Source organism: Streptomyces sp. NBC_00045, from assembly GCF_045041095.1.
In the GTDB taxonomy this organism is placed as follows: Bacteria; Actinomycetota; Actinomycetes; order Streptomycetales; family Streptomycetaceae; genus Streptomyces.
Genome location: NZ_CP108271.1, coordinates 1,003,796 through 1,029,871 on the forward strand (window position 1 = coordinate 1,003,796; position 26,076 = coordinate 1,029,871).

At 73.2% G+C, this 26,076-nt stretch carries 19 protein-coding genes; 9 read left to right on the plus strand and 10 right to left on the minus strand.

Annotated features, from left to right (window positions below; all coding sequences use genetic code 11):
• Window position 1 precedes the first annotated feature (1 nt).
• The 3 genes from OHA65_RS04850 to OHA65_RS04860 form a co-directional block, all read right to left on the minus strand.
• Complete coding sequence (locus OHA65_RS04850) at window positions 2–2,779, minus strand: DUF6493 family protein (protein ID WP_405761300.1); 2,778 nt, start codon at window positions 2,777–2,779, stop codon at window positions 2–4.
• 427 nt (window positions 2,780–3,206) lie between these two features.
• The gene (locus OHA65_RS04855; RefSeq protein WP_328765121.1) at window positions 3,207–4,205 is read right to left on the minus strand and encodes an MASE1 domain-containing protein; all 999 of its coding nucleotides are present in this window, start codon (window positions 4,203–4,205) and stop codon (window positions 3,207–3,209) included.
• 45 nt (window positions 4,206–4,250) lie between these two features.
• Window positions 4,251–5,084, minus strand: a complete 834-nt coding sequence (locus OHA65_RS04860; protein WP_328761706.1) for a PP2C family protein-serine/threonine phosphatase — start codon at window positions 5,082–5,084, stop codon at window positions 4,251–4,253.
• Between the two features lie 211 nt (window positions 5,085–5,295).
• Between OHA65_RS04860 and OHA65_RS04865 the strand changes: the two genes are divergently transcribed.
• Together OHA65_RS04865 and OHA65_RS04870 are read left to right on the plus strand one after the other, a co-directional pair.
• The gene (locus OHA65_RS04865; RefSeq protein ID WP_327281844.1) at window positions 5,296–6,213 is read left to right on the plus strand and encodes a MurR/RpiR family transcriptional regulator; all 918 of its coding nucleotides are present in this window, start codon (window positions 5,296–5,298) and stop codon (window positions 6,211–6,213) included.
• Window positions 6,214–6,538: 325 nt separating this feature from the next.
• On the plus strand, window positions 6,539–6,901 hold the full coding sequence (locus tag OHA65_RS04870) for a hypothetical protein (protein WP_327281845.1): 363 nt from the start codon (window positions 6,539–6,541) through the stop codon (window positions 6,899–6,901).
• A 4-nt stretch (window positions 6,902–6,905) separates the two neighbouring features.
• Here OHA65_RS04870 and OHA65_RS04875 read toward each other — a convergent pair whose 3' ends face one another.
• From OHA65_RS04875 to OHA65_RS04890, 4 genes are all read right to left on the minus strand, one after another.
• The gene (locus OHA65_RS04875; protein ID WP_327281846.1) at window positions 6,906–7,976 is read right to left on the minus strand and encodes a serine protease; all 1,071 of its coding nucleotides are present in this window, start codon (window positions 7,974–7,976) and stop codon (window positions 6,906–6,908) included.
• 2 nt (window positions 7,977–7,978) lie between these two features.
• Window positions 7,979–9,136 carry a trypsin-like peptidase domain-containing protein gene (locus OHA65_RS04880; RefSeq protein WP_327281847.1) on the minus strand — a complete coding sequence of 386 codons (1,158 nt, stop codon included), beginning with the start codon at window positions 9,134–9,136 and terminating at the stop codon, window positions 7,979–7,981.
• A gap of 6 nt (window positions 9,137–9,142) precedes the next feature.
• The gene (locus OHA65_RS04885; protein WP_405761303.1) at window positions 9,143–13,261 is read right to left on the minus strand and encodes an AAA family ATPase; all 4,119 of its coding nucleotides are present in this window, start codon (window positions 13,259–13,261) and stop codon (window positions 9,143–9,145) included.
• 66 nt (window positions 13,262–13,327) lie between these two features.
• Window positions 13,328–14,317: a hypothetical protein gene (locus OHA65_RS04890; protein WP_328761709.1), complete on the minus strand. Its 990-nt coding sequence runs from the start codon at window positions 14,315–14,317 to the stop codon at window positions 13,328–13,330.
• Window positions 14,318–14,524: 207 nt separating this feature from the next.
• Between OHA65_RS04890 and OHA65_RS04895 the strand changes: the two genes are divergently transcribed.
• Window positions 14,525–15,325 (plus strand): caspase family protein, encoded by an 801-nt coding sequence (locus OHA65_RS04895; RefSeq protein WP_327281851.1) that lies wholly within the window; start codon window positions 14,525–14,527, stop codon window positions 15,323–15,325.
• A gap of 36 nt (window positions 15,326–15,361) precedes the next feature.
• Window positions 15,362–16,297, plus strand: coding sequence for a ketopantoate reductase family protein (locus OHA65_RS04900; protein WP_371645881.1), 936 nt, complete (start codon window positions 15,362–15,364; stop codon window positions 16,295–16,297).
• A gap of 32 nt (window positions 16,298–16,329) precedes the next feature.
• Here OHA65_RS04900 and OHA65_RS04905 read toward each other — a convergent pair whose 3' ends face one another.
• The gene (locus tag OHA65_RS04905; protein ID WP_328761712.1) at window positions 16,330–17,370 is read right to left on the minus strand and encodes a LysR family transcriptional regulator; all 1,041 of its coding nucleotides are present in this window, start codon (window positions 17,368–17,370) and stop codon (window positions 16,330–16,332) included.
• A 107-nt stretch (window positions 17,371–17,477) separates the two neighbouring features.
• Between OHA65_RS04905 and OHA65_RS04910 the strand changes: the two genes are divergently transcribed.
• The 5 genes from OHA65_RS04910 (at window position 17,478) to OHA65_RS04930 (ending at window position 20,858) form a co-directional block, all read left to right on the plus strand.
• A complete protein-coding gene (locus OHA65_RS04910) occupies window positions 17,478–18,371 on the plus strand; it encodes an NAD(P)H-binding protein (RefSeq protein ID WP_327281855.1) in 894 nt (297 codons plus the stop codon).
• 69 nt (window positions 18,372–18,440) lie between these two features.
• Window positions 18,441–18,806 (plus strand): darcynin family protein, encoded by a 366-nt coding sequence (locus tag OHA65_RS04915; protein ID WP_328761714.1) that lies wholly within the window; start codon window positions 18,441–18,443, stop codon window positions 18,804–18,806.
• A 135-nt stretch (window positions 18,807–18,941) separates the two neighbouring features.
• On the plus strand, window positions 18,942–19,133 hold the full coding sequence (locus OHA65_RS04920) for a DUF5302 domain-containing protein (RefSeq protein ID WP_327281858.1): 192 nt from the start codon (window positions 18,942–18,944) through the stop codon (window positions 19,131–19,133).
• Between the two features lie 224 nt (window positions 19,134–19,357).
• Window positions 19,358–19,771 (plus strand): rodlin, encoded by a 414-nt coding sequence (locus OHA65_RS04925; protein ID WP_327281859.1) that lies wholly within the window; start codon window positions 19,358–19,360, stop codon window positions 19,769–19,771.
• Between the two features lie 172 nt (window positions 19,772–19,943).
• Entirely contained in the window at window positions 19,944–20,858 is a 915-nt protein-coding gene (locus tag OHA65_RS04930; protein WP_328765122.1) for a glycoside hydrolase family 19 protein, read from the plus strand.
• A gap of 27 nt (window positions 20,859–20,885) precedes the next feature.
• On the opposite strand, the gene OHA65_RS04935 is transcribed toward OHA65_RS04930, so the two are convergent.
• Both OHA65_RS04935 and OHA65_RS04940 read right to left on the minus strand, forming a co-directional pair.
• Window positions 20,886–23,660 (minus strand): AAA family ATPase, encoded by a 2,775-nt coding sequence (locus OHA65_RS04935; RefSeq protein WP_405761307.1) that lies wholly within the window; start codon window positions 23,658–23,660, stop codon window positions 20,886–20,888.
• Between the two features lie 189 nt (window positions 23,661–23,849).
• Window positions 23,850–25,631, minus strand: a complete 1,782-nt coding sequence (locus tag OHA65_RS04940) for a S8 family serine peptidase (protein WP_327285991.1) — start codon at window positions 25,629–25,631, stop codon at window positions 23,850–23,852.
• Between the last annotated feature and the right edge of the window lie 445 nt (window positions 25,632–26,076).

A 26,076-nucleotide genomic window follows, 5' to 3' on the forward strand; every position in this document is an offset into this window, starting at 1 on the left:
GTCACGAAGCCGCCGTCAGGGCCGCCCGTAGCCGCCGGGCCTGCCTGACCAACTGCGAGGAGCCGGACCGCGCGGCGGCCTCGGCCAGCCCGGCCGGGGCGGGCCCGCAGGCACCGCAGCGCTCCACGCAGTCCGCCGCGACCGCCAGCAGCTCCCCCGTGCCCCGCACCGCTGCGCCCCCGGCCGCCAGCAGCGGTGTCAGCGCCTGCGCGAGCACCGCCCAGGTGGTGGCGTACGCACCGGTGGCGGCGGCCGTGCGCGCCGCCTCGGCCAGCCGGTTGGGCTTCACCGTGCCCAGGGCGAGCAGTTCGGCCAGGTCCCGCCCGACCCTCGGGGCGTCCAGCTCGCCCCGGGCGGCGAGGAGAAGCAGCGCGTCCACGGCCGCGTGGCGGTCCTCGGCATGGCGGGCGCCCAGACCGGTGGCCACCGTCAGGTGCAGGGCGGGGCCCGCCGGTCCGCCCAGTTCCGCGAGCCGCGGCAGCGGAGCTCCGGCGCCGCCCTCCCGGGCCGTGGCGCCCGCGGTCACCTCGGGCAGCAGCCATGCCGCCTGCATCTCCCGGTCCTCGGGCAGGACGGACTGCTGGACGAGGCCGCCCGCGCAGCTGGGCGAACAGCCGCGGGCCGATTCGGTGTGCGCCCGGCCCAGGCCGCGGAAGGCGGCCGGGAACTCCTCGCGGACGACGCACCGCTCCGCGGTATCCAGCACGATCCGCCGGGGCGCCGCCGCCCGGGGCGGCCGGTCCCACCGGCGGGGGCCGGACTGCGGGTCCGGTGCGGCGGCCGGTGCGGCGGCCGGTCCGGTGAGCGGGGTGGTGAACGGGGCGGTGAACGGGGCGCGGTCCGGGGACGGCACCCGGAGCGGGTCCGGGAAGGGGTCCGTCACCCGGCGCCGTACCGCGGGCGGTTCGCCCGCGCCCGCGAGCCAGGCCGCCAGCCGGTCGCCCTCGGGGGTGCCAAGCGCGGCCGCCGCGGGCACGGCCCCGGGGCTGCGCCGCACCCGCAGCAGCGCCTGGGCGAAGTCGGCCGGGCCGGGCCCCGTTCCTAGCCGCCGGTAGGCGGCGAGCCGTACGACGAGCTCCTCGGGCTCCAGCGACCCCGTCTCCCAGGTGGGGGTGGCAAGGAGGAACGGCAGCGGGTCGGTGAGGACGCGGTGCGCGGCCTCCGCCAGCCGTGCGGCCGTTACGGCGCTCAGCGCCGCGTGGACGCAGTCCGGCCGGCAGCCGTCGCCGTGCGCCGTGCGCCCCGGCAACAGGTCGGGCGCGCGCACCCGATCGAGGACGGCCGCCACCACCAGTTCCAGTCCGGTCAGCTGCCCCGGGTCCACCGGACGCCCGCCCCCGGGATGCCACCGGAGGCCGCCGAGGGCCGCGCGCAGGGCCTCGGCCAGGGCGGCGCGGTCGTGGTGGGCGTGCCGGACCAGGCCGTCCAGGGCCGACTCGAACACGGCGGCGGTCGGTTCCCCGGCCGTGACGGAGGCCGCGACCAGGGCGACGGTCCCCGCGAGCGTCGGGGGCCCGGAGGCGAGGCGGCGGGGCACCGGCGCCGGGGGCAGGACCTCCGCGTACGCGGGCTCGGCACAGGCGCCGGCTGCGGGCGAGGCGGTGGACCCGAGGAGCTCCGCGGCGGCGCGCCGGTGGAGGGGACTCAACGCCTCGGCCCGGAGCGCGAGTTCCCGGCGCAGCTCGCGGTCGGCGGGCGGCAGGTACCTGACGGCCAGTCCGAGGGCGCGTTCCTGGAGGGTGGTGTCCTCGTGCCCGAACGCGACGGCGACGGCGGGGAGCAGGGTGTGCCGGGTCGCCGGATCGCGCCGCAAGGCCTGACCCAAGAGCCCCAGCTGGGCGCGCACGAGCTTCTTCTCCGGGCGGCGCAGGACCGCGCCCGACATCTGCGCGAGCCGCTGCGCGGGCAGCCCGCCCGCGTCGGCGAGCCGGACGAGCACCTGCTGTGCGTGGCCGGCGAGCGGCGACGGCGCTTCGGCGGCCAGCTCGATCCAGTCGGCGGTCCGCTCCCGTTCCTCGGTCGGGGTGAGTTCGAGGCGCGTCAGCATGGCGAGGAAGAACTTCAGCTGGTTCTGTCGGCCGCCGCGCCGCAGGCGGGCGACGCAGCCGTCGACCAGGACGCGCCGTTCGACGATCCCCTCCTGTGCGAGCGCGGCCAGTTCGGACGGCCAGTGGTTGGGGGCCGTCGGATCACTGCACCAGTGCAGTGCCTCGGGGGACTCGGTCGTCGTGAAGAGCAGGGGCACCAGTTCGCGTGCGTACGGATCCTGGCGCAGGACGATGGACAGGGGGCTGTGCGTGGAACGCGCGCGGTCCATGGTGAAGATGGACCGCACCCAGCCGTGGACGAACGCGTCGGTCGTGGGCACGGGGCAGTCGGCGATCCGCACCAGCTCCCGGACGAGCGGATAGTCCGCCTCGGCGGTCGCGGTGTTCTCGGCGAGGTGGTGGGCGAGCTCGCCGAGCCAGCCGGGGTCGCGGTCGGCGAGCAGGTCGAGCAGCGGTCCGGTGGGGAACTCCTGCCCCTCGCGCAGGTCGTGCGCGCCGATCCAGTCGGCCGCGGCGGTCGCGCCGGTGTGGCAACCGGCGCCGGCGACGAGCAGGGCGGAGCGGATGCGGTCGCGCTCGCGCCAGCGGCTCCAGTCCCAGCCGCGTATTTCGGCGCGCAGAAGGGCGAGTCGGGCGAGCAGTTCCTGGCGCTCGGGCGCCGTCAGCGGCTTGAGCAGGCCGGGGAGCTGGTCGGTGCGGCCTTCGCGGACCGCTTCGAGTATCGGGTTCATGGCGCCCTTCCGGTGGGGGGGGAGGCGGTGGTGGTGGGGCGGTTCGCTGGCGGCCGCACGCCGCGCCGGGCTCCGCGCGCGGCCCCGGCGGCCAAGGTAATCCGGCCTGGCCCCGGCCGGTGCAGGCTCGGGCCGCCGCTGGCCGATTCATGGCGCCGGGTCCGGTCCTGCGGCTCGGGCCGGCCCCGCGGCGTCCGGCTCCCCGGGCTGATCGAGCCCGGGGTGGCCTGGTCCGGCCTGGTCCGCAGGGCGGTACCTGGCGGGCGGGTTCGCCCGCGGACGTCGGCGGCGGTGGCGTCCGGGTCCGGGCGACCGCGCCCCTCGGTGGACGGGGCGCGGGCGGCGGGCCGCCGGGGTGCCGGCGTTCGGCGCGCCGGGAATCGTAGACCGGTTGCGGGAGGAACGCCCGCCGTCGACGGATACCCCGTCACCTGTCCGTCACTTCGGGGTCAGCCCGGTCCGGAGGAAGGGCCTCGTCGCCCGGCCTGCGGGGGGCCAGTCGGTCCACGACCTCGGCCAGGTCCTCGCACACCCGCTCGATCTCCTCGCGGATGTTGATCTGCTCGGTCACCAGTGCGGACAGGATCAGTGCGATCAGGGCCGCCGAGCCGTTGAGCGCCTGGACGTTGACCATGATCTCGAAGAGGGTGTGGCCGGCGAACGGTCCGGCGCCCTTGGTCGCCGCCCAGATCACCACGACGGACAGGACCAGGACGCAGGGCGCGCTGCCGGCCAGCTGGAAGCGCACGGCGGACCAGATCAGCAGCGGGAAGACGAGGAAGAGCAGCGACAGGGGGCTCTGGGTGGCCGCGAGGGCGACGACCCCGATGACGGCGGTGAGCGCCACCGCCTCGGCGACCTGATAGGCGTCGTGCGGCATCCGGACCGTGCGCAGGACGAGCAGGAGCGGGGTCACCACGAGCACCCCCATGGCGTCTCCGGCCCACCACGCCGACCACACCGGCCAGAAATCGCTCGGTGCCAGGTCTCCGGTGGCGACCAGCACCCCGGTGCCGATGGAGGCGCTGAGCAGCATCGGCAGCAGCCCGCCCAGGAAGACCAGGGCCAGGCCGTCGCGCAGCCGGTCGATCTGGGTGCGGAAGCCCACACGGCGCAGCAGCAGGTACGCGCACAGCGGTGCGAGGGTGTTCCCCAGGACGATGCCGGCGTCGGCGATCTGGAAGCTGCTGAGGTGCTCGATGGAGAGGTACGTTCCGAGGGCGATGCCGGGCCAGATCCGCGGGCCGCACCACAGCAGGGCGGCGACCGCGATGCCCGTGGGCAGCCACAGGGCCGTGACCACCGCGCCCTCGACCACCACGCGCAGCAGGAGGCCGATCCGGGCTGCGGCGTAGTAGGCGGCGGCGACGGCGAGGATCCCGAGAAGGGTTCCGGTCGGACGTCGCCATTCCTCGGTGCGCACCACAGCATCAGACAACAACCGCCGCCTCGGGGCGGGCCGTGACACGCGCTACCAGGTGCGGGGTCCTGCCGCGTCATGGCTGAGGACGAGCACCGCCGCGTCGTCCGCGTGGCCGGTGGAATCGGCCACCTTCATGATTTCCCCGGCGATCTCGTCGGGGTCGGCGCCGGCCGCCTCCCGGACCACCCGGGCCACGCGGGCCAGTCCGTCGTCGATCGGGAACGACGGTCCTTCGACCACGCCGTCGGTGAGCAGGACGATGGAGCCCGCCTGGTCCAGCCGGCGCCGGGTCACCGCGTACCCCGCGCCCGGCTCGACTCCGAGCGGCGGGCCGCCCTCGTCGTCGGTGATGCCGTAGCTGCCGTCGACCGTGGCCCAGACGGAGGGCACGTGGCCCGCCCGGGCGGATTCGAGCTCCCAGGTTTCGGGGTCGAAGCGCAGGAGGGTGCAGGTCGCGAAGAGTTCGCGGTCCATCGACAGCAGTACGTCGTTGGCCCGGCTCAGCACCTCGCCCGGGTCGAAGACGACGGCGGACACCGCGCGCAGGCCGACGCGTACCTGCCCCATGAAGGCGGCGGCCTCGACGTCATGCCCCTGGACGTCGCCGATGGAGAAGGCGAGCTCGCCTTCGGGCAGCCGGAAGCCGTCGTACCAGTCGCCGCCGATGTCCAGGCCGTGCCGGGCGGGTGCGTAGCGGGCCGCGCTGCGCAGGCCGGGCAGGGCGGGCAGGGAGGCCGGCAGCATCTCGCGCTGGAGGGCTTCGGCGAGCTCCACCCGCGCCTGCTGGAGTTCCGCTCCCGCGCGCGCCCGGTCCGTGAGCCGCCCCAGTTTGGTCAGCAGGTCGGCGGCGCTCACGACCTTCGGGGGACGGCGCGAGGTCACGGACCGCTCCCGGGTGCATCCATGTGTCCCTGCTCTCGGCTCTCGCTGCGCGCGGTGCGCCAAAGACCCGAGCACATCATATTTCCGGCCTCCGGGGGTCGCGACAGATACGGTCGGCGCAGCCGGGGACCGGCCCCGCCCGACGGGGGGCGGGCGACCACAGGGCGTGAGCTATGTTTGAAGACGAGTGACATGAGAGGGAGGCCCATCGGTGTCATCGGGGCAGCAGGCACGCGCACAGGCGGCTGCGATCACGCCGAGTGGGCAGACGCCGCCGGTACACGAGCGCGCTCCCGGAGACCGGGTCCGCGCGCTGTTCGACGGCCACCGGCTGTCACCCGGGCAGCGGCGGATCGCCCAGTACCTGATCGACCACCTCACCGAGGCCGCGTTCCTCTCGATCACCGAGCTCGCGGAGCGGGTGGGCGTCAGCCAGCCTTCGGTGACGCGTTTCGCCACCGCCCTCGGGTTCAGCGGCTACCCGGCCCTGCGCGACGCGCTCCAGCCGATGGCACTGAGCGCCGTCGCGGGTCCGGAGAGCCGCGAGCAGTTCCGCCACAACGAGCTCCAGGCGGCCGTGGACGCCGAGATCCTGAACCTGGAGAACGTCCGGCGGCTGCTCGCCGACACCGACCAGCTGCTCGACATCGGCCGTGAGCTGGCCCGCTCGGTGCCGCTGACGGTCCTCGGCCTGCGGATCTCGGTCTCGCTCGCGGAGTACTTCGCCTACGCGGCACGGCGCATCCATCCGGACGTCCGGCTGGTGACACGTGGAGGCAGCGTGGCTTATGACGCCCTGCTCCAGTCCCGGGAGGCCGGCGGGACCTGGGCGCTGGCGTTCGCCATGCCCCGGCACGCCAAGGAGACCCTGGCGGCGCTCCGGGCCGCCCGCAGCGCCGGGCTGAAGATCGTGCTGATCACCGACACCACCCTGGGTCCCCTCGTGGACGAGGCGGACGTGGTGCTGACCGCCGGGACCGGGGCCCGGCTGGTCTTCGACTCGTACGCGGCGCCGGGGATGCTGTCCGCGGCACTGCTCCAGGCGATGGCCGACGCGGATCCCGAGCGGACCCAGGCGCGGCTCGAAGGGTACGAGCAGGTCGCGGACCAGCACGGATTCTTCCTGTAAGGCCGACTTTCAACCGGTATGAGGCAGTCCACTTTCACGCCACTCCCACGTATGTAATTTTTCATTCTCTTGTTTACTCGACGGTATATATGTTTACTGAGCAGCGCGCCGGATCCACCAGACGCCAAGGAGAGCGACCCCACGCCCTCCCAGAACGAACATCCCGCGCGGGACGCTCCTCCTCACGCCCCGCCTCGCTGCCCGTTCCCGGCACTGGGATCCACCAGAGCGCTTGTGGCGGCCTCGGTCAACCCCTGGGCCGAGGCCGCCCACCAACGTCTCGATCAGAGTTCGACACCATTCGGAAGCGACGAGAATGCGCCAGATGGCCTCCACCACGCTCAGCCCGGACTGGCCCTGTCAGGTCAAGGCCCCCGGTACCCATGACTGGGAACGCACGGCCATGCGCTGGCTGCGGGATCTGCTCCCGGCCCGCTACGGCAGCTACTCGACGCTGACCCGCAGCCCCGTCCTCCTCACCCGGCACGCCCAGCTCCAGCTCCAGCACGAGATGCGGGCGGTCCGGGTCGCACTGGAGACCAGCCGGGCGGAACTGCCCTCGATGGGCGTGGCCGAGTCCGTCATCGAGAACTCGATCCGCATGTACGCCGTCGAGCTCCAGCAGCTGGGCCGGCTCTCCCGCGCCGTGCGCCTCGTCGGCGACGCGCTGCGCGTGTCACCCAGTTGACGCGTCACACCCAGTTGACCTGCGCACGGCCCAGCAGGGGGTCGTCCACCAACTCCCACAGCGGGACCGCGTAATTCCCGAATCCGTAGCGGCCCCCGTAGTGCAGGCCGAGGACGCGGTGGTCGACCAGGTCCAGGACCGGGGAGCCGCTGTTGCCGCCCAGGGTGGAGCAGTCGTGCTTCACCGTGAGCTCGCCGGGAACCAGCCCCGTCGTCGTACCGGGCTGGAGGCGCTTCACGTTGTAGACGTCCATGAAGATGCGGCGCATGGCCTCCGGTTCGTTGCGCCGGCCGTCCTCCGCCGGGTAGCCGATCACGTACACCGGCCGGCCGGGCACGTCCGCGGGCGGATCGGCCGCCACTGCCAGCGGCGTCGCCGGCGCCCGGCCGTCCCCGGCGGCGTCGATGCGCAACAGGGCCATGTCGAGGTCGGGGTGGATCCCCACCACCTCCGTGATCGTGAACTCCAGCGAGGCGTCGCCGGGCACGGCGGACAGCTCCTCGGCCAGGTCCAGCCGTGCGGCCATGCCCGGCCGGAACGACCAGCCGGCACCGTCGCCCTGGGCGAACTCGACGGCCACGTGGCGGTTCGTCATCACGACGTCGTGGCCCACGAGGAACGCGGTGCCCAGCCAGTCCAGGCTGGGGTGCCCGGTGACCTCCACGCGGCCCACCCGGGCGATCGACTCCCGGATGCCGGCGCGCTGGCCGTCGAGGACCGCCCAGTCGCCCTGCTGCGAAGGGAAGTCGCGGCCCTGGATCAGCAGGGCGGGCCGGCCTTCGAGGAGGACGATCGCCTCGACGCCGAAGTACTCGTCGTCGTTGACCTCGTCCGCCCGCCCGGCGGCGAGCTTCTCCAGTCCACTGACGCCCGCGGTCAGCACCCTGGCCCGCTCCTGCCGGGCGAACTCGCCGATCTGCCCGGCCGGGGCCCGGTCCGCTGGAAGGTCCTGCGAGGACTCGGGGATCTCCGCTTCCAGTCCCCGGCGTACCCGTTCGGCGACCTCGCGCAGGTCTCCGAAGACCTGCGCGGGCCCGGTCGCCACCGGTGATCCTCCGCTGCCACGCGTGCTCATGCTCATGCCACCTCCGCACCGTTGCGCTGCGCCAGCGCCGACTGCGCCGCCGCGATCTCGGCGTGGACCTCGGGGCTGTGCTCCTGCAGGTGTCGCATGACGCTGCTGATCTGGGTGCCCACGTTGACGAACGCGGTGGTCTTGCCCTGGAAGTTGACGTCCTCGACCCGGCGCGTCCCGCGGTGCAGCGCGACGACCTGCCAGTCGTCGGTGAAGACGGGCGAACCCGAGGAGCCGCCCCGGGTGTCGGTGAAGTAGCGGACGTCGTTCTCGGTCGCCTCGTACACGAGGTTGTTGCGCAGCGCGACCCGCTTGGGCTGTCCGCCGGGGTGCTGGATGATGTTGACCGCCACCGGCTGCTCCACGGTGACCGTCAACGGACCGGTCGCCACCCGCAGGGCGGGCCGCGGCGGCCGGCCGCTGAGCCGCAGGATCGCGTAGTCGAGCTCCTCGTCCCAGGCGACCAGTCCGCTGGCGGCCACCTCCTCGGTCTCCGTGTCGTCGGCTCCGTAGTCGAAGCGCGAGCGGGAGTTCTGCGCCTGGAGCTGGAGGTCCGCGGGGTCCACGACGCCGCGGTCGGTGGCGGTGCGGGTACGGGCGTTGACCACGTGGTGGTTGGTGACGAGCAGGTCCGGGGCGATGAGCCAGCCCGTCCCCGAGTGCGGGAAGCCGTTCGGCTGGAGCGGTGCGCCGGCCTGGTACGGCAGGACCTTGATCCGGGCGACCGAGGTACCTGCCACCTCACCCGCGCGCAGGAACTCGAAGGGCACCGTGTCGTCGAAGTGGACGATCTCCTCCTTGGTCTCCCCTGCGGTCAGCCCGGCCGGCACGTCCGGCTCGCCGGCGGCGTCGCGGGCGACCGCGTCCAGGGCCTTCTGAAAGACGGCGAGCGGCCCCGCCTCGGCGCTCTGGGCGACGGCGTTGCGCAGCCAGATCTCCAGCGGGACCGAACCGTCGATGAGCCGCTCCACCCGGTTCATCTCGTTGAGGTCCGAGCGCACCTGCATGCCGGGGGCCGCCATCAGCGGCAGTGTGCCCTGGTACTTGAGCATGATCCCGTCGAGCAGCAGCCGCCGTGCGGAGGGGTCGGCCAGCCCGGCCTCCTGCGTGGCCTCGACCAGCCGGCCGATGTCCTCGATGGGGAGATAGGCGTCGCTCATCCGGATTCAGGCCACGCGTGGGCCGTTCCTTTCGGGGGTGCGGACCGGTGCCGGCGGTGCCGGTCCGGGGGTCGCCGCGCCCATGGCCGCGGCGACGCCGGAAACGAGCTCGCCGCTGCGGTCGCGCAGCACGAGGAGCCGGCGGGCGAGCCCATCGAGGGTGCCCCGGCTGCGCGCCTCGCGCAGGATGCCGGCCATCCCGGTGTACGGGGCGCCGCTGGGCGCCCCGCCCTTCCGCGGCTCCGACGACGGCGGGGAAGAGGAGGGGGAAGGGGAAGGGGAAGGGGAAGGGGAAGGCGGCGGGGACGGCGGTACGGGGCCGACGGCGTTCTGGAGGATCTTCGCCAGGGCGAACCGCAGCTCGGGCTGGACCGCCAACACGCGCCCGATCGTCTGCGCGAGCGCGTCCAGGGCCCCGTCGTCGGTGTCCGGCAGGCCCACCACCTCCAGGGTGTGGCCGAGCGCGGCCGGATCCAGCCGGGACACCTCGGCCGCGACGGCCCGGACCAGGACCGGCTGTTCGGCCAGCGCCTCGTCGGGCAGCTGCCGCAGCCTCCGGGCCAGGCGCCGGTCGATCTCGGAGCCGCCCTCGGGCGCGGAGGCCAGCCGGGACCGCGCCAGCATGGCGCCCATCGCGTCGAAGTCGCGGCCCAGACCGGTCGCGATGTCCTCCGCTTCGGCGAGGTCGCGTTCGGCGTCGCGTACGTCGCCGTCCTCCTCCGCGAGGTGCGCAGCGAGCAACAGCAGGTCCAGCTGCGCATCCGCGTCGCCCGCCTCCTCAGCGCGGTCGACCGCCTCCTGGGCCGTGTCCCGCGCCTCCTCGCGCCGTCCGCTGCGGGCCAGGGTGGTGACGAGCAGCGCGTGCAGCGGGCTGCCCGGGGTCCAGGGGCGCCGCTCGGCGAGCCGGGCCGCCGCCTGGTCGGTGTAGCCCTGCGCCAGCAGGTCCTCGACCTCGCGTGCGGCGATCCGCTCCCAGTCCTCCTGGTCGGCGTCGAGCATCACCTGGTCCGGGATGTGCCCGCCGAGGCGGCCGGTCAGGAACGCGGCCGACCGGGACGCCATGTCCTGGTCCGCGCGGTCCAGGTAGCGCTCGACGCCGGGCTCCCAGCGCCGTTCCACCGAGCGCGGGCTCTCGTTCAGGCGCAGCCGGTGGTAGATCTCCTCCGCGCGGGCCTCCGCGCCGTTGCGCGCCGCGTAGTGCTCCACCGCGCGCTGCGCGACCGCGCGCATCAGGTCGGCGCGCGCCGTGTCCGACAGGCGCAGCATGATGGCCCGCAGGTCGGAGCGGTGGCGCAGGGCACCGGGGCCGGCGGGCTCCATCAGGTCGAGCCGGGCCAGCTGGCCGAAGAGCTGGTCGGCGCGCTCCCGGGAGTCCACGCGCAGTCCGCAGGCCACGGCGAGGACCTCCCCGATCAACTCGGGGGTGATGGTCCGCAGGGCCAGGCCCGCCTGGGCGAGGGCGCGTACCTGCTGGTCGGCGATGTGCTTGAGGATGCGGTCGTACAGGATGCCCTGGACGAGCATCTGGTCGACCGTGCGGTAGAGGTACCGGCGCCGTGCGGGCAGGCTCTCGACGAGCTCGCTCAGCGAACCGGCCTCCCGGCGGGCGAGCACGGCCGCGTGCGCGGCGAGCTTCAGGCTGAGCGGGTGCCCGCCGACCCGCTCGGCCAGGGCGCGGGCCACGCCCTCGTCCTCGACCCCGCAGGACATCAGGAGGTCCACGGCGGCGTCCGGTTCGAGGTCGCCGAGCGCGATCGTCCGCAGTTCCGCGGCCCGCGCCGGATGGTTCACGCTGGCCCGACCGGCGACGATGAACCGCAGCCGCGGATACACCTCCTGGAGGGCGGTCCACATGGCCCACATCCGGCCGAGCACGGGGTTCGCACGGTACTGGGCCTCCTCGAAGGAGTCGATCACGATCACCAGCGGCAGGCCGTCCCCGCCGGGGCCCGTGCCCGTGGCCGCCATCGCCTGGACGAGGCATGCGGCTACCCGCCGTACGAGGTCCGTCTCGCGGGCGCGCGCCAGGGCGTGGAACTGCTCCGCGGCTCCGCGCCCGGCACCCGAGCGGGTGGTGGAGAGCTGGTACAGCTCGTCAATGGTGTTCTGCTCCTCCCGCTGGGTGCGGGCGGTCTCCTCGCACTCGCCGGCCAGCGCGTCGAACGCGGCGCGGTGCCCGGGGTACTGGATGCCGAGCTGCCGGGCGATCTCGGCGACCAGGGTGACGGGCTCGTGGACGGACAGCGTGGGCCGCTCGAAGTCGATGTAGGCGAAGGGGAAGCCGGCGGGGGCCTCGACGAGGAACTTGGCGAGCAGGGTGCTCTTCCCCATGCCGCCCAGGCCGTGGATCAGCAGCGGGGGCTCCTTGACGGAGCCCGCGCCGCCCGCGGCGGTCGGGGAGGCGGCGGGCAGGCCGACGTACGCGCGCAGCTGGTCCAGCTCGCCGGCGCGCCCGCAGAACCGGTCCCGGACCAGGCGTTCGAGGGGTTGGCGCAGCCGGGCGCGCTCCAGCAGCCGCTGGACGTGCTCGGGGTCCGGAATGCCGACGGCGTGCGGGATCTGCGCGAGCCACAGCACCGCCTGGAGGATGTCGCTGAGCTCGTCGACGTCCTGTTCCTCCAGTACCGGCGGCATGCCGCAGAGGTAGGCGAGCGCGAACCGTTCCGTCCCGGGGCCCTCGGGGACCTCGCCGAGGTTGGCCTCCAGGCCCGGACGCGCGGCCTCGGGGCCGGTCAGGCCGCGCAGGGTCGCCTCGCGGACCTCGGGCTTGAGGACCCAGCTGGTGCGGGGCGCCTGGGCGAGGGTCGAACAGTCGTGGACGAGTTCCAGGGCCGCCCTCCCGCTGCTCGCGCCCTCTTCCGGGAGCCGCAGCCGCGTGGGATCGAATCCGGTGAGCAGGCAGGCGGCCTCCCGGTACCTGCTGCGGCTGTCCGCAACGGCCGGCGCGGGCCCACGCGCGGCGGTGAGCAGTTCCCCGCGCAGGCGGTCGGCGAAGTCCTCGCCGGACCGCAGCGAGCGGTACACCTGCACGGTCCGTTCGGCCGCGGTGCAGACCTTCCGCATGTAGCTCTCGTCGCCCGGGCCCCGTGCCGCGTCGAGGATCGTCGATACGGCCGTTTCGGCCAGTGCTTCGATCCCGGCCGGGTCGGGCTGCGCGTCCTTGGGCTGCGGCGCGTCCGCGAAGAACGTCCGGAAGAAGGTGCGCAGATCGTCGGGGCCGGCGAGCCGCGCGGTGTCGCGGCATTCGTTCTTGCGGATGTCGTACGGCAGCTGGCGCATCGTCGGGGAGTAGCCGAGCAGCACCAGTCGGGGCACGGTCTCCTCCTGCACCGGGGTGTACTCGTAGATGGCCAGGGCCAGCTGGCCGATGCAGTCCCAGACGTCGGAGTTGGCGTCGAGCGCGTCGCAGTCGTCGAGGACGAGCCAGAACTGCTCCTCCGCTGCCGTGGCGCGGCTGACGATCCGGTGCACGGCGTTGTCGACCTCCGACAGTGGATCGTTCAACTGTGTCGTGTTCAACGGTGTGGTGCCGGCGTCCGGGTCCCCGACGAACTCGGCCAGCCGGCGCACCACCTGGGCGGCGGTCGAGGTGCGCGACAGCGTCACCCGCACCGGCCGGAACCCGTAGTGCTGGCCGAGGTACCGGATCAGGTTGTACGTGTACGAGCGCCCGCTGTCGGCCTCGCCGTCGACCACCAGCACGGTCTTCTCCGGGTCGGCGAGGAATTCCCTCAGGCGCACGCGCAGCTCTGCGCGGTCGATGAAGACCTCGGTGCCGTTCTTGAGGACTCCGGCGAGGAAATGGTCCTGGTCGGAGGAGTGCACCGTCTCGTCCTCAAGCAGCCTGGCCCGGAACCTGACGGCTTCCGCACCGGCCGGCAGGCTACCCAGCCGGTCGAGGCCGACCAGGACGTCGAGCAGGCGGAGCTGCGCCGTGATGTCCTTGCGCGAGGCGTGCACCAGGGTGCCGGCGTTCTCCCCGCTCTTGTTGGTCAGCGCGAGGGCGCCGACGAACTCCGGCGGGAAGCCGTTCTGGGCGAGCCTGTCCTGCGGGTCCGGGGTGTCGAGCAAGTAGTCACGCACCCAGGTGGTGACGAGGCCCCATTCCGTATCGGTGAGCGGCATACGGCACCTACCCGGCCGCCCGTGGAGGGCGACAGACGGATGGACTGATTGCTATATGTCATCGTTTCACTCGGTCTGTTCGGTGGCAAGGCGGCCGAACAGCAGCCGCACGGGGTTGCGGACGGCTGCGGTCCCGAGGTACTCGCGGATTCCGTGGTGGTTCCTGCTGCCGTTGTGGACCAGGTGGTCGAAGACGAGGCGGGCCGGGGCGTACTCGGGCCGCAGGGTGTGGTCGAGGGCGACGAGGTCGCGGGGGTCGGAGGCGTTGTGCCAGGCGGCGACCCCGGTCGGGACCGCGGGCGGCGCGGCGAGGACGTTCTGGATCTCGGTGACGGCGAGCGGCGATCCGACGGTGACGAACAGGTCGGCCGCGCGCTCCTGCTCCCGCAGCACCTCGTACGCGATGACGCTGCCGAGGTTGTGGCCGATCACGACGAGCGGCCCGGGGTCCGGCTCGTCGTCGCGGGCGGCGTCGAAGGCGGCGTCGAGGGCGCTGCGGACCACGTCCCGCATGGCCGGTCCCGCCCCGCCGAAGAAGTACGCGTAGACGTCCTTGAAGGTGTGTTCCACCAGCAGCCGGAACAGCGGCGTACGGGCGATGCGCTGCCGCGGAACGGCCTCCGGCGACATCTCGCCCTCGGCCCCGCCCTCGGCCAGCGCGTCGGCGAGGTACGCCATGTCCCGCAGCCAGTTGCCGAGCGCCGCTTCGGCCGGGCCGTCCGCCTGCGCGACGCCCTCGGCGGGGTCCGCGGCGGCCTCTCCGCGCGCCTCTGCGAACACCCGTACCGCGAACTCCTCGGACGACTCGTCCGCCGCCGCACCGGGAGCCGGCGACTCCTCGAAGGCCACCACCTCGCCCGCCTCGCCCGCCTCGCCGTCTAGCGGGTCGGGGCCGGCGTCGGGCAGCGGCGCCGGGTAGCGCAGCGGCGCCCAGTAGGCCATGTGCGAGGCCCCGCCCAGGCCGACCCCGAAGAGGGCGGTGTCCCACCGGGACTTGAGCAGGCTCTCGCGGACCTTGTTGCCGTTTCCGTGGACGTAGACGACCCGGGCTCCCATGGCACCTCCCGCGCCGCAGCACGGTTGCCGGTCACCGCCAGTATTGGCCGCCCCCGACGGAGCCCGCCAGTCGGTCGGGGGCGTTGCTCCGCCCGCCACGCCCGATCGGGCGTCGCTGCGCGCCGTGCGGTTCGGCGGGCTCTCCACCGCGGAACGCATCCCCGAGGCACCGCCCGGTGCGGTGCCCCCGTACCCGAGGAGGACCCCATGTCCGCAGGCCTGTCCATCCACGTCGGACTCAACAACGTCGACCCACACAAGTACGACGGCTGGGACGGTCAGCTCGTGGCGTGCGAGAACGACGCCCGTGACATGGCCGAACTGGCCCGCGGCGTCGGGTTCGACGACACCGTGATCCTGACCGGGGACGCCACGGTCGACACCATCACGGGCGAACTCCGCAAGGCGGCGAAGCAGCTCAAGGCCGGTGACATCCTGCTCCTCACCTACTCGGGCCACGGCGGCCAGATGCCCGACACCGACGGCGACGAACCGGACGAGCTCGACGAGACCCTCGTCTTCTTCGACCGTCAGTTCCTCGACGACGAGCTCCACCGGGAGCTGCGGCGCTTCCAGCCGGACGTCCGGATCGTCACCGTGCTCGACTGCTGCCACAGCGGCACCTCCACCGAGATGCCCGGTACTCCCGCCCCGGGCGGGGCGGCGCGGGTCATGCCGGTGCTCAAGCAGCAGCAGATCTTCGAGCGGGACAAGGCGTTCTTCCAAGAGCTCCAGCGCGAGCTCAGGAGTACCGACGGCAACGGTGGGGAACCGGACGTCCTGCTCATCTCCGCCTGCCAGGACGACCAGGTCGCCATGGACGGCCGGGTCAACGGCAAGTTCACCGAGACCCTGCTGCGGGTCTGGAACGGCGGGGCGTTCAGCGGCGGCTACGAGGCCTTCCACCACGACATCAGGAAGCGGATGCCGGCCACCCAGGTCCCGAACTTCTTCACGACGGGCCGGCCCGACCCCGTGTTCCTCGGCCAGAAGCCCTTCACGATCTGAACCTTCGGGCCGGCCGCCACGCATAGGCTCTCCGGTATGAGAATCCTGGCAGTGGGTGCCGGAGCCACGGGCGGCTGGTTCGGCGCGCGCCTCGCCCGGGCCGGGCAGGACGTCACCTTCCTGGTGCGCCCCGGGCGGGCCGCCGTGCTGCGCGAGCGCGGGCTGCGGGTGACGGGCCTCGGCGAAGACCTCATCCTCACCCCGCGGCTGGTGACCGCCGATGCACTGTCACACCCGTACGACCTCGTGCTGCTCTCGGTGAAGTCCACTGCGCTCGGCCGCGCGACGAAGGACCTGGCCCCGGCGGTCGGCTCGCGGACCGCGATCGTGCCGCTGCTCAACGGCATGGCCCATCTCGATCACCTCGTGGGCCACTTCGGTGCCGGGCCGGTCCTCGGCGGCGTCGCCAAAGTGGTCACCACCTTGAACGAGCACGGCGACGTCGTGCGCTTGGCCCCGCCGTCCACCCTGGTCACGGGTGAGGTCGACGGCAGGGCCTCCGACCGGGTGGACGCCGTACGCGCCCTGCTGACCGGGGCCGGCATCGACAGCCCCGAGACGCCGGACGTCGTCGCCTCGATGTGGCACAAGTGGGTCTTCATCACCACCCTGGCGGCCGTGACCTGTCTGGCGCGCGGCTCCGTCGGCGAGGCAGTCGCCGTGCCCGGCGGCGCGGAACTCGGGCGGGCCGTCCTCGCGGAGGCGGCGGCCGTCTCGGCCGCCGCCGGCCGCCCCGTGCCGGACGCCGAACTCGATTTCACCGCACGGACGGTGACCGCACCCGGCTCCCCGCTCACCCCGTCGCTCTACCGGGACCTGGTGGCCGGCCGGCCGACGGAGGTCGAGCACCTCTTCGGAGACCTGATCGCCCGTGCCCGCGCGCTCGCCGTGCCCACTCCGCTGCTGGACCTCGCCACCCTGCAGCTGCGGGTGCAGCAGAGGCGTGCGGAACGCGATCAGAACGGCGGGTGACCTTCGGCGCGGTCCGTCGTTGAACACGGCGGTCAAGCGAAGTGCACCAGCGAAGTCCCGGGACTCCCCGCGAGTCCCGGGACTTCGTGTATCTGCTCGGGGTCGGTCGCGTCCGCCGCCGAGGTCCCCGAAGCTGCTGTCGGTGCGCAGAGGGTCCGGCGGACGGCGCTGCGGAGCCAGTGGTGGGCTCCGTCGGCCGTGTGCCGGGGGTGCCAGGCCATGCCGATGGTCAGCGGTGGCAGCGCCAGGGGGATGTCGAGGAGGTGCAGTCCGAGGGCGACGGCGTCGTGAGTGAGGGACGAGGGGGCGGCGCCGGGGAGTGCGGCGGGTACGAGGCAGACGATGTCGCTACGGGCGGCGAGGGTCATCGCGGCCAGGTGGCTGGGAAGGACGATGCCGACCCGTCGGTGGAGGTTCCGCTCGGCCAGGGCGGTGTCGAGGGGGCCGGTGAACCGGCCGCGGCGGCTCACCGCGACGTGGGGGGCTGCAGCGAGCCGGGCAGGGGTCAGCGGCCCTTCGGTGAGCGGATGGCCGGGCCGGACGGCCGCCACCATGCGCAGGCTGACCAGTTCTTCGATCCGCGTTTCGGGGTCCACGTGATCGATGGATCCGATCTCCAGGTCGATCCGCCCGTCGCGCAGGGCGGGCCCCGCCTCCAGTTCTTCGGCGAGGATCCGGAAGGAGACCCCCGGCGCCTCCCGCTGGGCCTCTTGCAACAGTCCGGGGGCCAGCACCGCGCCGACCAGGTCGGCGGCTTGGAGGGTGAAGGTGCTGCTGAGGCTGGCGGGGTCGACGCTCGCGCCAGGACTGAGCAGCGCACCGAGGCTGCGCACCACTGCGGCGGCTTCCTCGCGCAGGGCCTGGGCGCGCGGGGTGGGAACCATGCTCTGCCCGGCCCGGACCAGGAGGGGGTCCTGGAGGATGCGGCGCAGACGGGCGAGGGTGCGGCTCATGGCAGCGGGCGAAGTGTGTAGACGTGCGGCGGCGCGGGTCACGCTGTGCTCGGCCAGCAGAGCATCCAGCGCGATGGCGAGATTGGCGTCGATGACCCGATCCGGGCTGCTCACCAGCATTATTCCATTTCAGTCAATGATTGCGTGCTGAAGTTCCCATTGTGGCATCACGGAGATCCTCAGCAGGATGACGGACGTACCGAAACCGCACGGCCAATGAGGTTTTCATGATCGTCATCACTGCCCCCACCGGGAACATCGGGCGTCACCTGCTCTCCGGGCTCCTGGAGTCCGCCCCCGCCGCGGGCGAGGAACTGCGCGTGATCGTGCGCGATCCCGCCCGGCTTCCGGACGCGGCGCGCGGACGCGTCGAGGTGGTCACCGGCTCCCACGCAGAAGCCGAGGTCCTCGACCGGGCGTTCGAGGGCGCGGACGCCGTCTTCTGGCTCGTCCCCCCGAACGCCTCCGTGACCCCGCAGGACGGCTTCAGCGGTTTCACCCGCCCCGCCGTCGAGGCGCTCGCCGCCCACGGCGTCGGCCACGTCGTCGGCGTCTCCGCGCTCGGTCGCGGCACCCCGCTCGCCGACCGGGCCGGCCTCGTCACCGCCTCCCTCGCCATGGACGACCTGATCGCCGGGTCCGGTGTCGCCTACCGGGCCCTGGCGAACCCGTCCTTCTTCGAGAACCTCCTGGAGGAGGCCGACTCGATCCGCGAGAACGGCGTGTTCACCGACTCGGTCGATGCCGACCGCAAGGCCCCCTTGGTCGCCGTCGCCGACATCGCGGCCGCCGCCGCCCGCCTGCTGCTGGACCGCTCGTGGACCGGGACCGGAAGCGTCCCCGTCCTCGGACCGCAGGACCTGTCCCCCAACGACCTGGCCCGCATCATGACCGAACAGCTCGGCCGTCCCGTCCGCTTCGAACGCCAGCCGCTCGACGAGCTGTACACCACCCTCGTCGGCTACGGCCTCAACGAGACGTTCGTCCAGGGCATCGTCGACATGAAGCGGGCCAAGGACGAGGGTCTCGACGCCGGCATCACCCGCACCCCGGACACCTCCTCCCCCACCACCTTCGCGCAATGGTGCGCCCAGACCCTCAAGCCCGCCGTCCTCGCCTGAAGACCAGCACCGACGCCGTAACGCACGGAGCCCGGCGAACCGACCACCTGCCACGTTGGAGGCACCCCGATGCCAGCTGAACACACCGAACCGCCGGTCACGGCGTTCATGCTCGTCAAGACCACACCCGAGTGGCTCGCCCTGACCGTCCAGGAACGCGTGCACGCCTTCACCACCCAGGTCCTGCCGGCCATCGAGGCCAAGACCACCGGCGTCCGGTCACGCTTCTACGACACGGAGTTCTACTCCGTGCGCGTCACCGACGTCTGGGTGTGGGAAGCCGAAGACCACCACGCCTACCAGCTCCTCATCGACGCACTGCGCGAGACCCCGTTCTGGGACCGCTATTTCGAGGTCGTCGACCTCCTCGTCGGCACCGAGAACGGCTACGCCCGAACCTACGGCCTCGAACCAGTCGCCACGATCAGCGCGTGACACCGGGTCCCGTTGCGGCTTGCTCCCGGACGGGCGCCGAACGGGCGCCGCGGGGGTCGTCGGTGCGGAACTCGCTGGTCAGGGGGGACGGCGGGTGGCAGACTGGGTCGGCTTCAGGTCAACCCAGGAGGACACATGGCAGAAGAGTCGGACACCCCGCAGGGCGAATCGCCGGCCGAGGAGGCCAAGCGCAAGTTCCGGGAGGCCCTTGAGCGCAACGCCCGCAGCGCCCACGCACAGCAGGCTCACCAGAGCCGGGCGAAGATCCAGGGCGCCAGCGGTGGCGCGGGCGGCAAGAACAAGAAGACCCGCCGCAAGACGGGCTGACCGCCGCCACGGTCTCCACGGCGATGCCCTGAAGAGGTCGGACAGGGGGCCGCCTCCCGCTCGACGAGCGGGAGGCGGCCCCCTTCGCGTGTCCCCGGGTCGCCGGCGGTGCACTGGGCCACTCGGGTGACACGCAATAACCAAGCGCGCCGTTGGCAGTTGATCAGCTCGTCCCGCCGGGGGCAGCCATCCCATTGCAACAGTGCGACAGAAGGAACCACCTCATGCTGAAGAAGTTCATGGCCACCACTGCGGTCACCGCCTCCGTGCTGGGCTTCGGCGCCGCGGTAGCCGCCCCGGCGATGGCGATCGGCAACGACAACGGCATCAACACGATCAACGGCAACGATGCGGCGCAGATCTACGGCAACCAGGAGACCGAGGGTGCGATGAGCCCCCAGCTCAGCCTGGTCCAGGGCTCGCTCAACAAGCTCTGCGTCGGCCTGCCGGCGAAGGTCAACGCCCAGTCGCTGCTGGCGGTCATCGCCAACGTCGGCGTCCAGGACATCAACGTCCTGCACAACCCGATGAACCAGCAGTGCACCGAGAACTCCACCCAGGCCAAGGGCGACGACTCGGCCTCGCACATCCTCAGCAACATCCCGGTCCTCTCCGGCAACCTCTCCGCCGGCAGCTGACCGCTCCTGGACGACCGGCAGGGCCCGTACGCGCGATGGCGCGTACGGGCCCTGCCCGTTTGTCCGGACGCAATGAATGCTGGTCTAGACCTTGACAGGTCCAGACCAGTTCGATTCAGTGGCGGTACTCGCCCCCCACGGCAACTCCCCCCACTGAAGGAGCAATTACGTGATGCGTGCGCTTCGCCGCCGTGCACTCGCCCTGGCCGCAGCCGCAGCCGCCACCTTCGGCCTCGCGGTCGCCCTCCCCGCCTCCCCCGCGTCCGCGGCCGCGGCCTGCGTCACCCCGTGGGCCTCGTCCGCCGTCTACACCAACGGCATGAGTGCCTCGTACAGCGGGCACAACTGGCAGGCCAAGTGGTGGACCCAGGGCGAGACGCCCGGCACCACCGGGCAGTGGGGCGTCTGGTCCGACCTCGGCGCCTGCGGCGGTGGTGGCGGCCAGGACCCCGACCCCGGCACGCCGTCCGGATTCGTGGTGTCCGAGGCCCAGTTCAACCGGATGTTCCCGAACCGGAACTCCTTCTACACGTACAACGGGCTGGTCTCGGCCCTCTCGGCCTACCCCGCCTTCGCCAACACCGGCGACGACACCGTCAAGCGGCGGGAGGCGGCCGCATTCCTGGCGAACGTCTCGCACGAAACGGGCGGGCTCGTCTACATCGTCGAGCAGAACACCGCCAACTACCCCCACTACTGCGACGCGAGCCAGCCGTACGGCTGCCCCGCCGGGCAGGCCGCCTACTACGGGCGCGGTCCGATCCAGCTGAGCTGGAACTTCAACTACAAGGCGGCCGGCGACGCCCTCGGCATCAACCTGCTCGCCAACCCGTACCTCGTCGAGCAGGATCCGGCCGTCGCCATGAAGACCGCCCTGTGGTACTGGAACACCCAGAACGGCCCCGGCACGATGACCGCCCACGCCGCCATGGTCAACGGAGCGGGCTTCGGCGAGACGATCCGCTCCATCAACGGGTCCCTGGAGTGCAACGGCGGCAACCCCGCCCAGGTCCAGAGTCGGGTGAACGCCTACCAGAGCTTCACGCAGATCCTGGGCGTGACGCCGGGCAACAACCTCAGCTGCTGACCGGCCGGGCCACCGCCCGGCGCTCCCTCAAAGGGTGCGCAGGGTGGTGGCCAGCTGCGCCCGGGAGCGTACGCGGAGCTTCTGGTAGATCCGGGTCAGCCGGGCCTCGACGGTCTTGACGCTGACGAAGAGCTTCGCGGCGGCCTCCTGGTTGCTGGCGCCCTCGGCGACGAGAAGGGCCAGGCGGGTCTCCGCCTCGGTCAGGGCCGCCAGGACCACGGCCGCGCCGCCCGCGGCGGCGGGGAGCGGCTCCCGGTTCTCCTCGGCGAGTTCGGCCCAGGGCTTCGCGCCGGCCGCGGCGAACACTTCGGCCGCGGCGCGCAGCGCGGCGCGGGCGGGTGCGCGCCGGCGCCGGCGCCGCTCCACCCGGGCCAGGGCGAGCAGCGTACGACCGTGTTCCACTGGCAGCTGGAGCGCGGCGAAACGATCCGCCGTGGCCGCCAGCAGGTCGACGGCCGCGTCGGCTTCGCCGTGCGCGGACAGGCACAGGCCGCGGGCCCGGTCGAGCGCGGGGAGCACCGCGGTGCGTCCGAGCCGGAGGGCGACCGTACGGACGCCGACGAGCAGTTCGGCGGCCTCGTCGGGCGCGTCGGCGGCCACCAGCGCCTCGGCCAGTTCGCCGTGCCAGCGCAGGATCGACGGGTCGACGACCTGCTGGGCCTCCTCCAGTTCGGCCACCCGGCGCAGGGTGGCCACGGCGCCCGCGGCCTCCCCCGTCGCGAGCTCGGTCAGGCCGAGCGCGTACAGGCTGCGCGAGAGGAACACCTGGTCGTGTTCCTCCTCGGAGGCCTGGATGCCGCGCCGGGCGTATGCGGCGGCGCGCGCGAAGCTGCCGCCCGTGGCCTCGGCCATCGCGGCGGCGTACCAGGCGGGGCCGGGCGAGAGGCCCGCCTCTATGGTCAGTTCGAGGGCGCGGCGGGCGTGCGCGGACGCGATCGCGCAACGTCCGCGCCGCAGTTCGACCTCGGTGAGGCTGCGCAGGACCTCGAAGACGTCTTCCGCGGACCCCGTGCGCCGGACGGCCGGGAGCAGGAGGAGCAACTGGTGGCGGGCGTCGGCGAGGCGGTCGTCGAACAGGGCGTGCCGTACGGCGAGGTACTGCGGCGCGTTGCGCATGCCCAGCGGCACCTCGGGGGCGGGCAGGGCCAGGGCCTCGGCCAGGATGTCCTCGGCGTCGGGGTCCCCCAGGATGCGGCCCATCCGGGCACGTACGGTCAGCGCCATGGCCTCGGCGACCTGGTCGCCGCCACGGGCGGCGAGCCGTCCGGCCTCGGCGGCGGCGTCGCGGGAGCGGACGGGGTCGCCGTCGCTCAGGTTGTGCTTCCAGGCGATCCGCAGTTGCACGGCCGCTTGGAGGGCGGGGTCCGCGGCTGCGTCGTCCATGGCGTGCGCGAAGGTCTCGTCCAGGGCTGCGAGGGCCTGCCCGGCGGCGTCCATCACGGCGAGGCGGGCCCGTACCCGGTCGGCGGGCGAGGCGTCGCGCGCCAGTACGGCGCGGGTGGCACGGCGCGCGAGGTCGGCGCGTCCGGCCCAGCCCGCGTCCTCGGCGGCGGTGACGAGGCGGGCCAGTTCGTCCCCGGGCCGGTTGCTCGGCGTGCGTTCGGCCGCGAGCAGGCCGAGTTCGGCGGCCAGGGCGCGCTGGCCGCGCCTGCGGCAGGCCGCGGCGGCCTCGGTGATCTCGGCGGCGAGCCACTCGTCGGGGGTGTCCACGGCCAGGGCACGGTGGCGTACGGCCTGCACGGGGTCGTCGACGGCGGCGGCCAGCGCGGCGTGCCCAGCGGCGCGTTCCGGCCAGCCGGCGTCGGCGGTCAGGGCCATGGGCAGGGCGCCGGCGGTGAACACGACGGCGCCGTCCTCCCCGACGGTGACGAGCGCGGCCCGTTCCGCCTCGGCGAGTTCGGCCTCGGCGTCGGGGCGGCCGGCCCGGCGCAGCAGGGCGGTCGTCGGACGGGCCGCGAGGGCGGCGAGGAGCAGGGTGCGGCGGGCCGGGGCCGGGGCTTCGGCGAGGAGCCGGCGGGCGACTTCGCGGGCCTGGCCGGACAGGGGCAGCGGGTCCGCGTGGTGGGCGCTGGCGTCGCGGGCCTCGGCGGCTTCGGCGAGGGAGTGGCCGAGGGCGAGGGCGAGGCGGGGGTTTCCGCCGCTGGCCTGGTGGATGCGGCCGGCGAGGCGGGCGGGGAGGCCGTGGCGGGCGAGGAGTTCGGCTATCTCGTCGGCGCCGAGCGCGGGGACGCGGATGGCGGGGGTGCCGGGGCCGCACAGGAGCCCGCCGACGGGGGCGCCGCCCTGGACGCATTCGGCCACGAGGACCCGCACGCGGGGCGGGGTCAGGCGCAGGGCGAAGCGGAGCAGATCGGTGCTTTCCGCATCCAGCCACTGGGCGTTGTCGAGGACGAGCAGGACGGGGGCGTCGGCGGCGAGGGTGCGGAGCACCTCGACGACGGCGAGGCGCAGTGCGACGTGGTCGCGGCCGGCGCGGGGCGCGTCGGTCTCGCGGCGCAGCAGGGCGATGGCGGTGCGCTGGGGTCCGGAGAGCCGCTCCAGCGCGGCGCAGGGGACGGAGGCGAGGAGTGCGGCGGCGGAGGCTTCCGGAATCCATTGGTCCGTGGCTTCGGGGGCGAGGCGGAGCACGGTCTCGTGGCGGGTCGCGGCGGCGACCGCGACCGCGCCGAGCGCCTCGGTCTTGCCCGCGCCGGCGGGTCCGGTGAGCAGCGCCCGCCCGTGCGTGCTCAGCGCGCGGTCGACCGCCTTGATCAGTTCACCGTGCCCGACGGTCGTGTCAGCGTTCCCCGTCGCCGCCACCACGCACAGCCACCAGCCTCTCGGTCCCCACTCTGTGCCTCTCCTGTGAGAGGCGACAATACGAGGTCGGATGCCGGGTGGACACGGATTGTGACGCAGAATTCAGTCAGCTGTCAGGAAACGGCTGCGGACCTGCCGGTACGAGGTGTACCAACAGGTCCGCGGGGCTCAATGGTCCGTACTATCGGGCCTTCAGAAGCCGAGGCTCCAGGCGTCGATGTAGCCGGTGTCGCCGCCGGCGTTGTCGTTGACGCGGAGCTTCCAGGTGCCGTTGGCGACCTCGGAGGAGGCGTTCACGGTGTACTGCTGGTTGATGTTGTCGGTGCCGCCGCCGGCGCGGTTGTGCAGCGTGTAGACGCTGCCGTCGGGGGCCACCAGGTCGACCTTCAGGTCACCGATGTAGGTGTGCTTGATGTCGACGTTGACCTTGAGCGCGGCCGGGGCGTTGCCCGCGACTCCGCTGACCGTGATCGGGCTCTCGACGGTCGTGTTGTCGAGGATGTTCACGTTCGTGGTGTTCTCGAAGCCCGGGACGGGCGCCGAGGTCACGGCGGTGATGGTCGCGGCCGCGTCGGCGATGCCGGAGCCGCAGCCACCGGTGCAGGTGCCGGGGAGCGGGCGGGCGTTGGCCTTGATGGCTGCCTCGACCTGCGCCGGGGTCAGCGAGGGCTTGGCGGCGACGACGAGGGCGGCGAGACCCGCGATGTGCGGGGCGGCCATGCTGGTGCCCTGGTAGGGCTTGTAGATCTCCGAGCCCGGGGTGGTGGCGCCGCTGTTCAGCGTGGACAGGATGCCGTTCTCGGGGGTGGTGACGGTGCCGGGCGTGTCGGTGGCGCGGCGGGTCTCACCGCCCGGCGCGGCGACGTCGACCTTGGCGCCGTAGTTGGAGTAGAACGAGCGGTCACCGGTGCGGTTGGTGGCGGCCACGGAGACCACGTTGTTGCAGCTGGCGGGCGAGAAGCCGGCAGCGTCCGCGTTGCTGTTGCCGGCGGCGACCACGACCGTGGTGCCGCGGGCGACGGCCGCGTTGATCGCGTTCTGGTAGCTGGCGGTGCAGGCGCCGGAGCCGCCGAGGCTCATGTTGATGACCTTGGCGGGGGTGGCGTTCGCCGGGATGCCCGAGACGGTGCCGCCGGAGGCCCAGGTGATGGCGTCGACGATGTCGGACGTGGTGCCACCGCACTTGCCCAGCACGCGGACGGGCTGGATCTTCGCGTTGTACGCGATGCCCGCGACGCCCTTGGCGTTGTTGGTGGCGGCGGCGATGGTGCCCGCGACGTGGGTGCCGTGCCAGGAGGAGCCGCTGGCCGTGGAGCCGGTGCCGCACTCGCCGGCCGCGCTCCAGTCGCCCTCGTCGGCCGGGTTGTTGTCACGGCCGTTGCCGTCACGGGCGGCGGTCGAGTCGGAGATGAAGTCGTAGCCGGCGACGATGTTCGGGGCCACGTCGGAGTGGGCCACGTAGCCGGTGTCGATCACCGCGACGGTGACGCCGGAACCGGTGGTCTTGTCCCAGGCCGCCGGAACGTTCATGCCGCCGGTGGGCTCGAAGAGGTCCCACTGCTTGGTGTACTCGGTGTCGTTCGGGGCGGCCATCGCGTAGGCGCGGGCGTCCGCCTCGACGTACGCGACGTCCGGGTCGGCACGGAACTGGGCCATCACGTTCGCCGCGTCGGCCGGGGCGGTCGCACCACCCAGGTTGACGAGAGCGGCACCGGTGCCCAGGCGACGGTCGAACTTCGCCTTCTTGCCGGCCTTCTTGCCCTTGGCGGCGGCGTCGTCCGCGGCCGCCTTGTTGGAACTGGCCTCGGTGGCGGTGGACTTGTAGCCGACGATCAGGTTCTGCACCGGCGCGGCGGCGGGGGCCGCGGGCGCACCGGCGGCCGGGAGGGTCGCGGCGGACGGGGCCGGCGCGGGCTCCGCGCCGGCCAGGGCCACGGAAGCCGTGGCGGAGCCGGCGAGCAGGGTGACGGACATCGCCGCCACGGATATGAGCCTGCGTCTCGTTGCGTGCACGGTGTTCCCTTTCGCGGGCCGTTTCCGGGCAAGCCGGAGCGGGCGGATGGAGCTGTGTGGGAGGTGAACCGGCGACTACGGGGCCGGGGACGGGTTGGTCACGCCCGTCCCGGCCACCGCTGCTCGCCGCGTCGTCCCGGCCGCTTCGGCGGGGCCGGGGCAACGGCGGTGCGGGCGATCCACCCGACCGCACGGCTTCACACCATGTGGGGTTGGTGCGGGGTCCGTTCGGAGCGGGAGAGATCGCCGGTGGGCAGACAGTAGGCAACGCGGGGATGAACCCGATACGGGGAAAACCCTTGTCCGCACCCCTGCCGCCCCCCTACGCCTCCCCCGGACCCTACCCCCCGCCCCCACCTGCACCGCCCCCAGGGGTGCCCTGTCGCGAGCACCCGCACACCCCGCC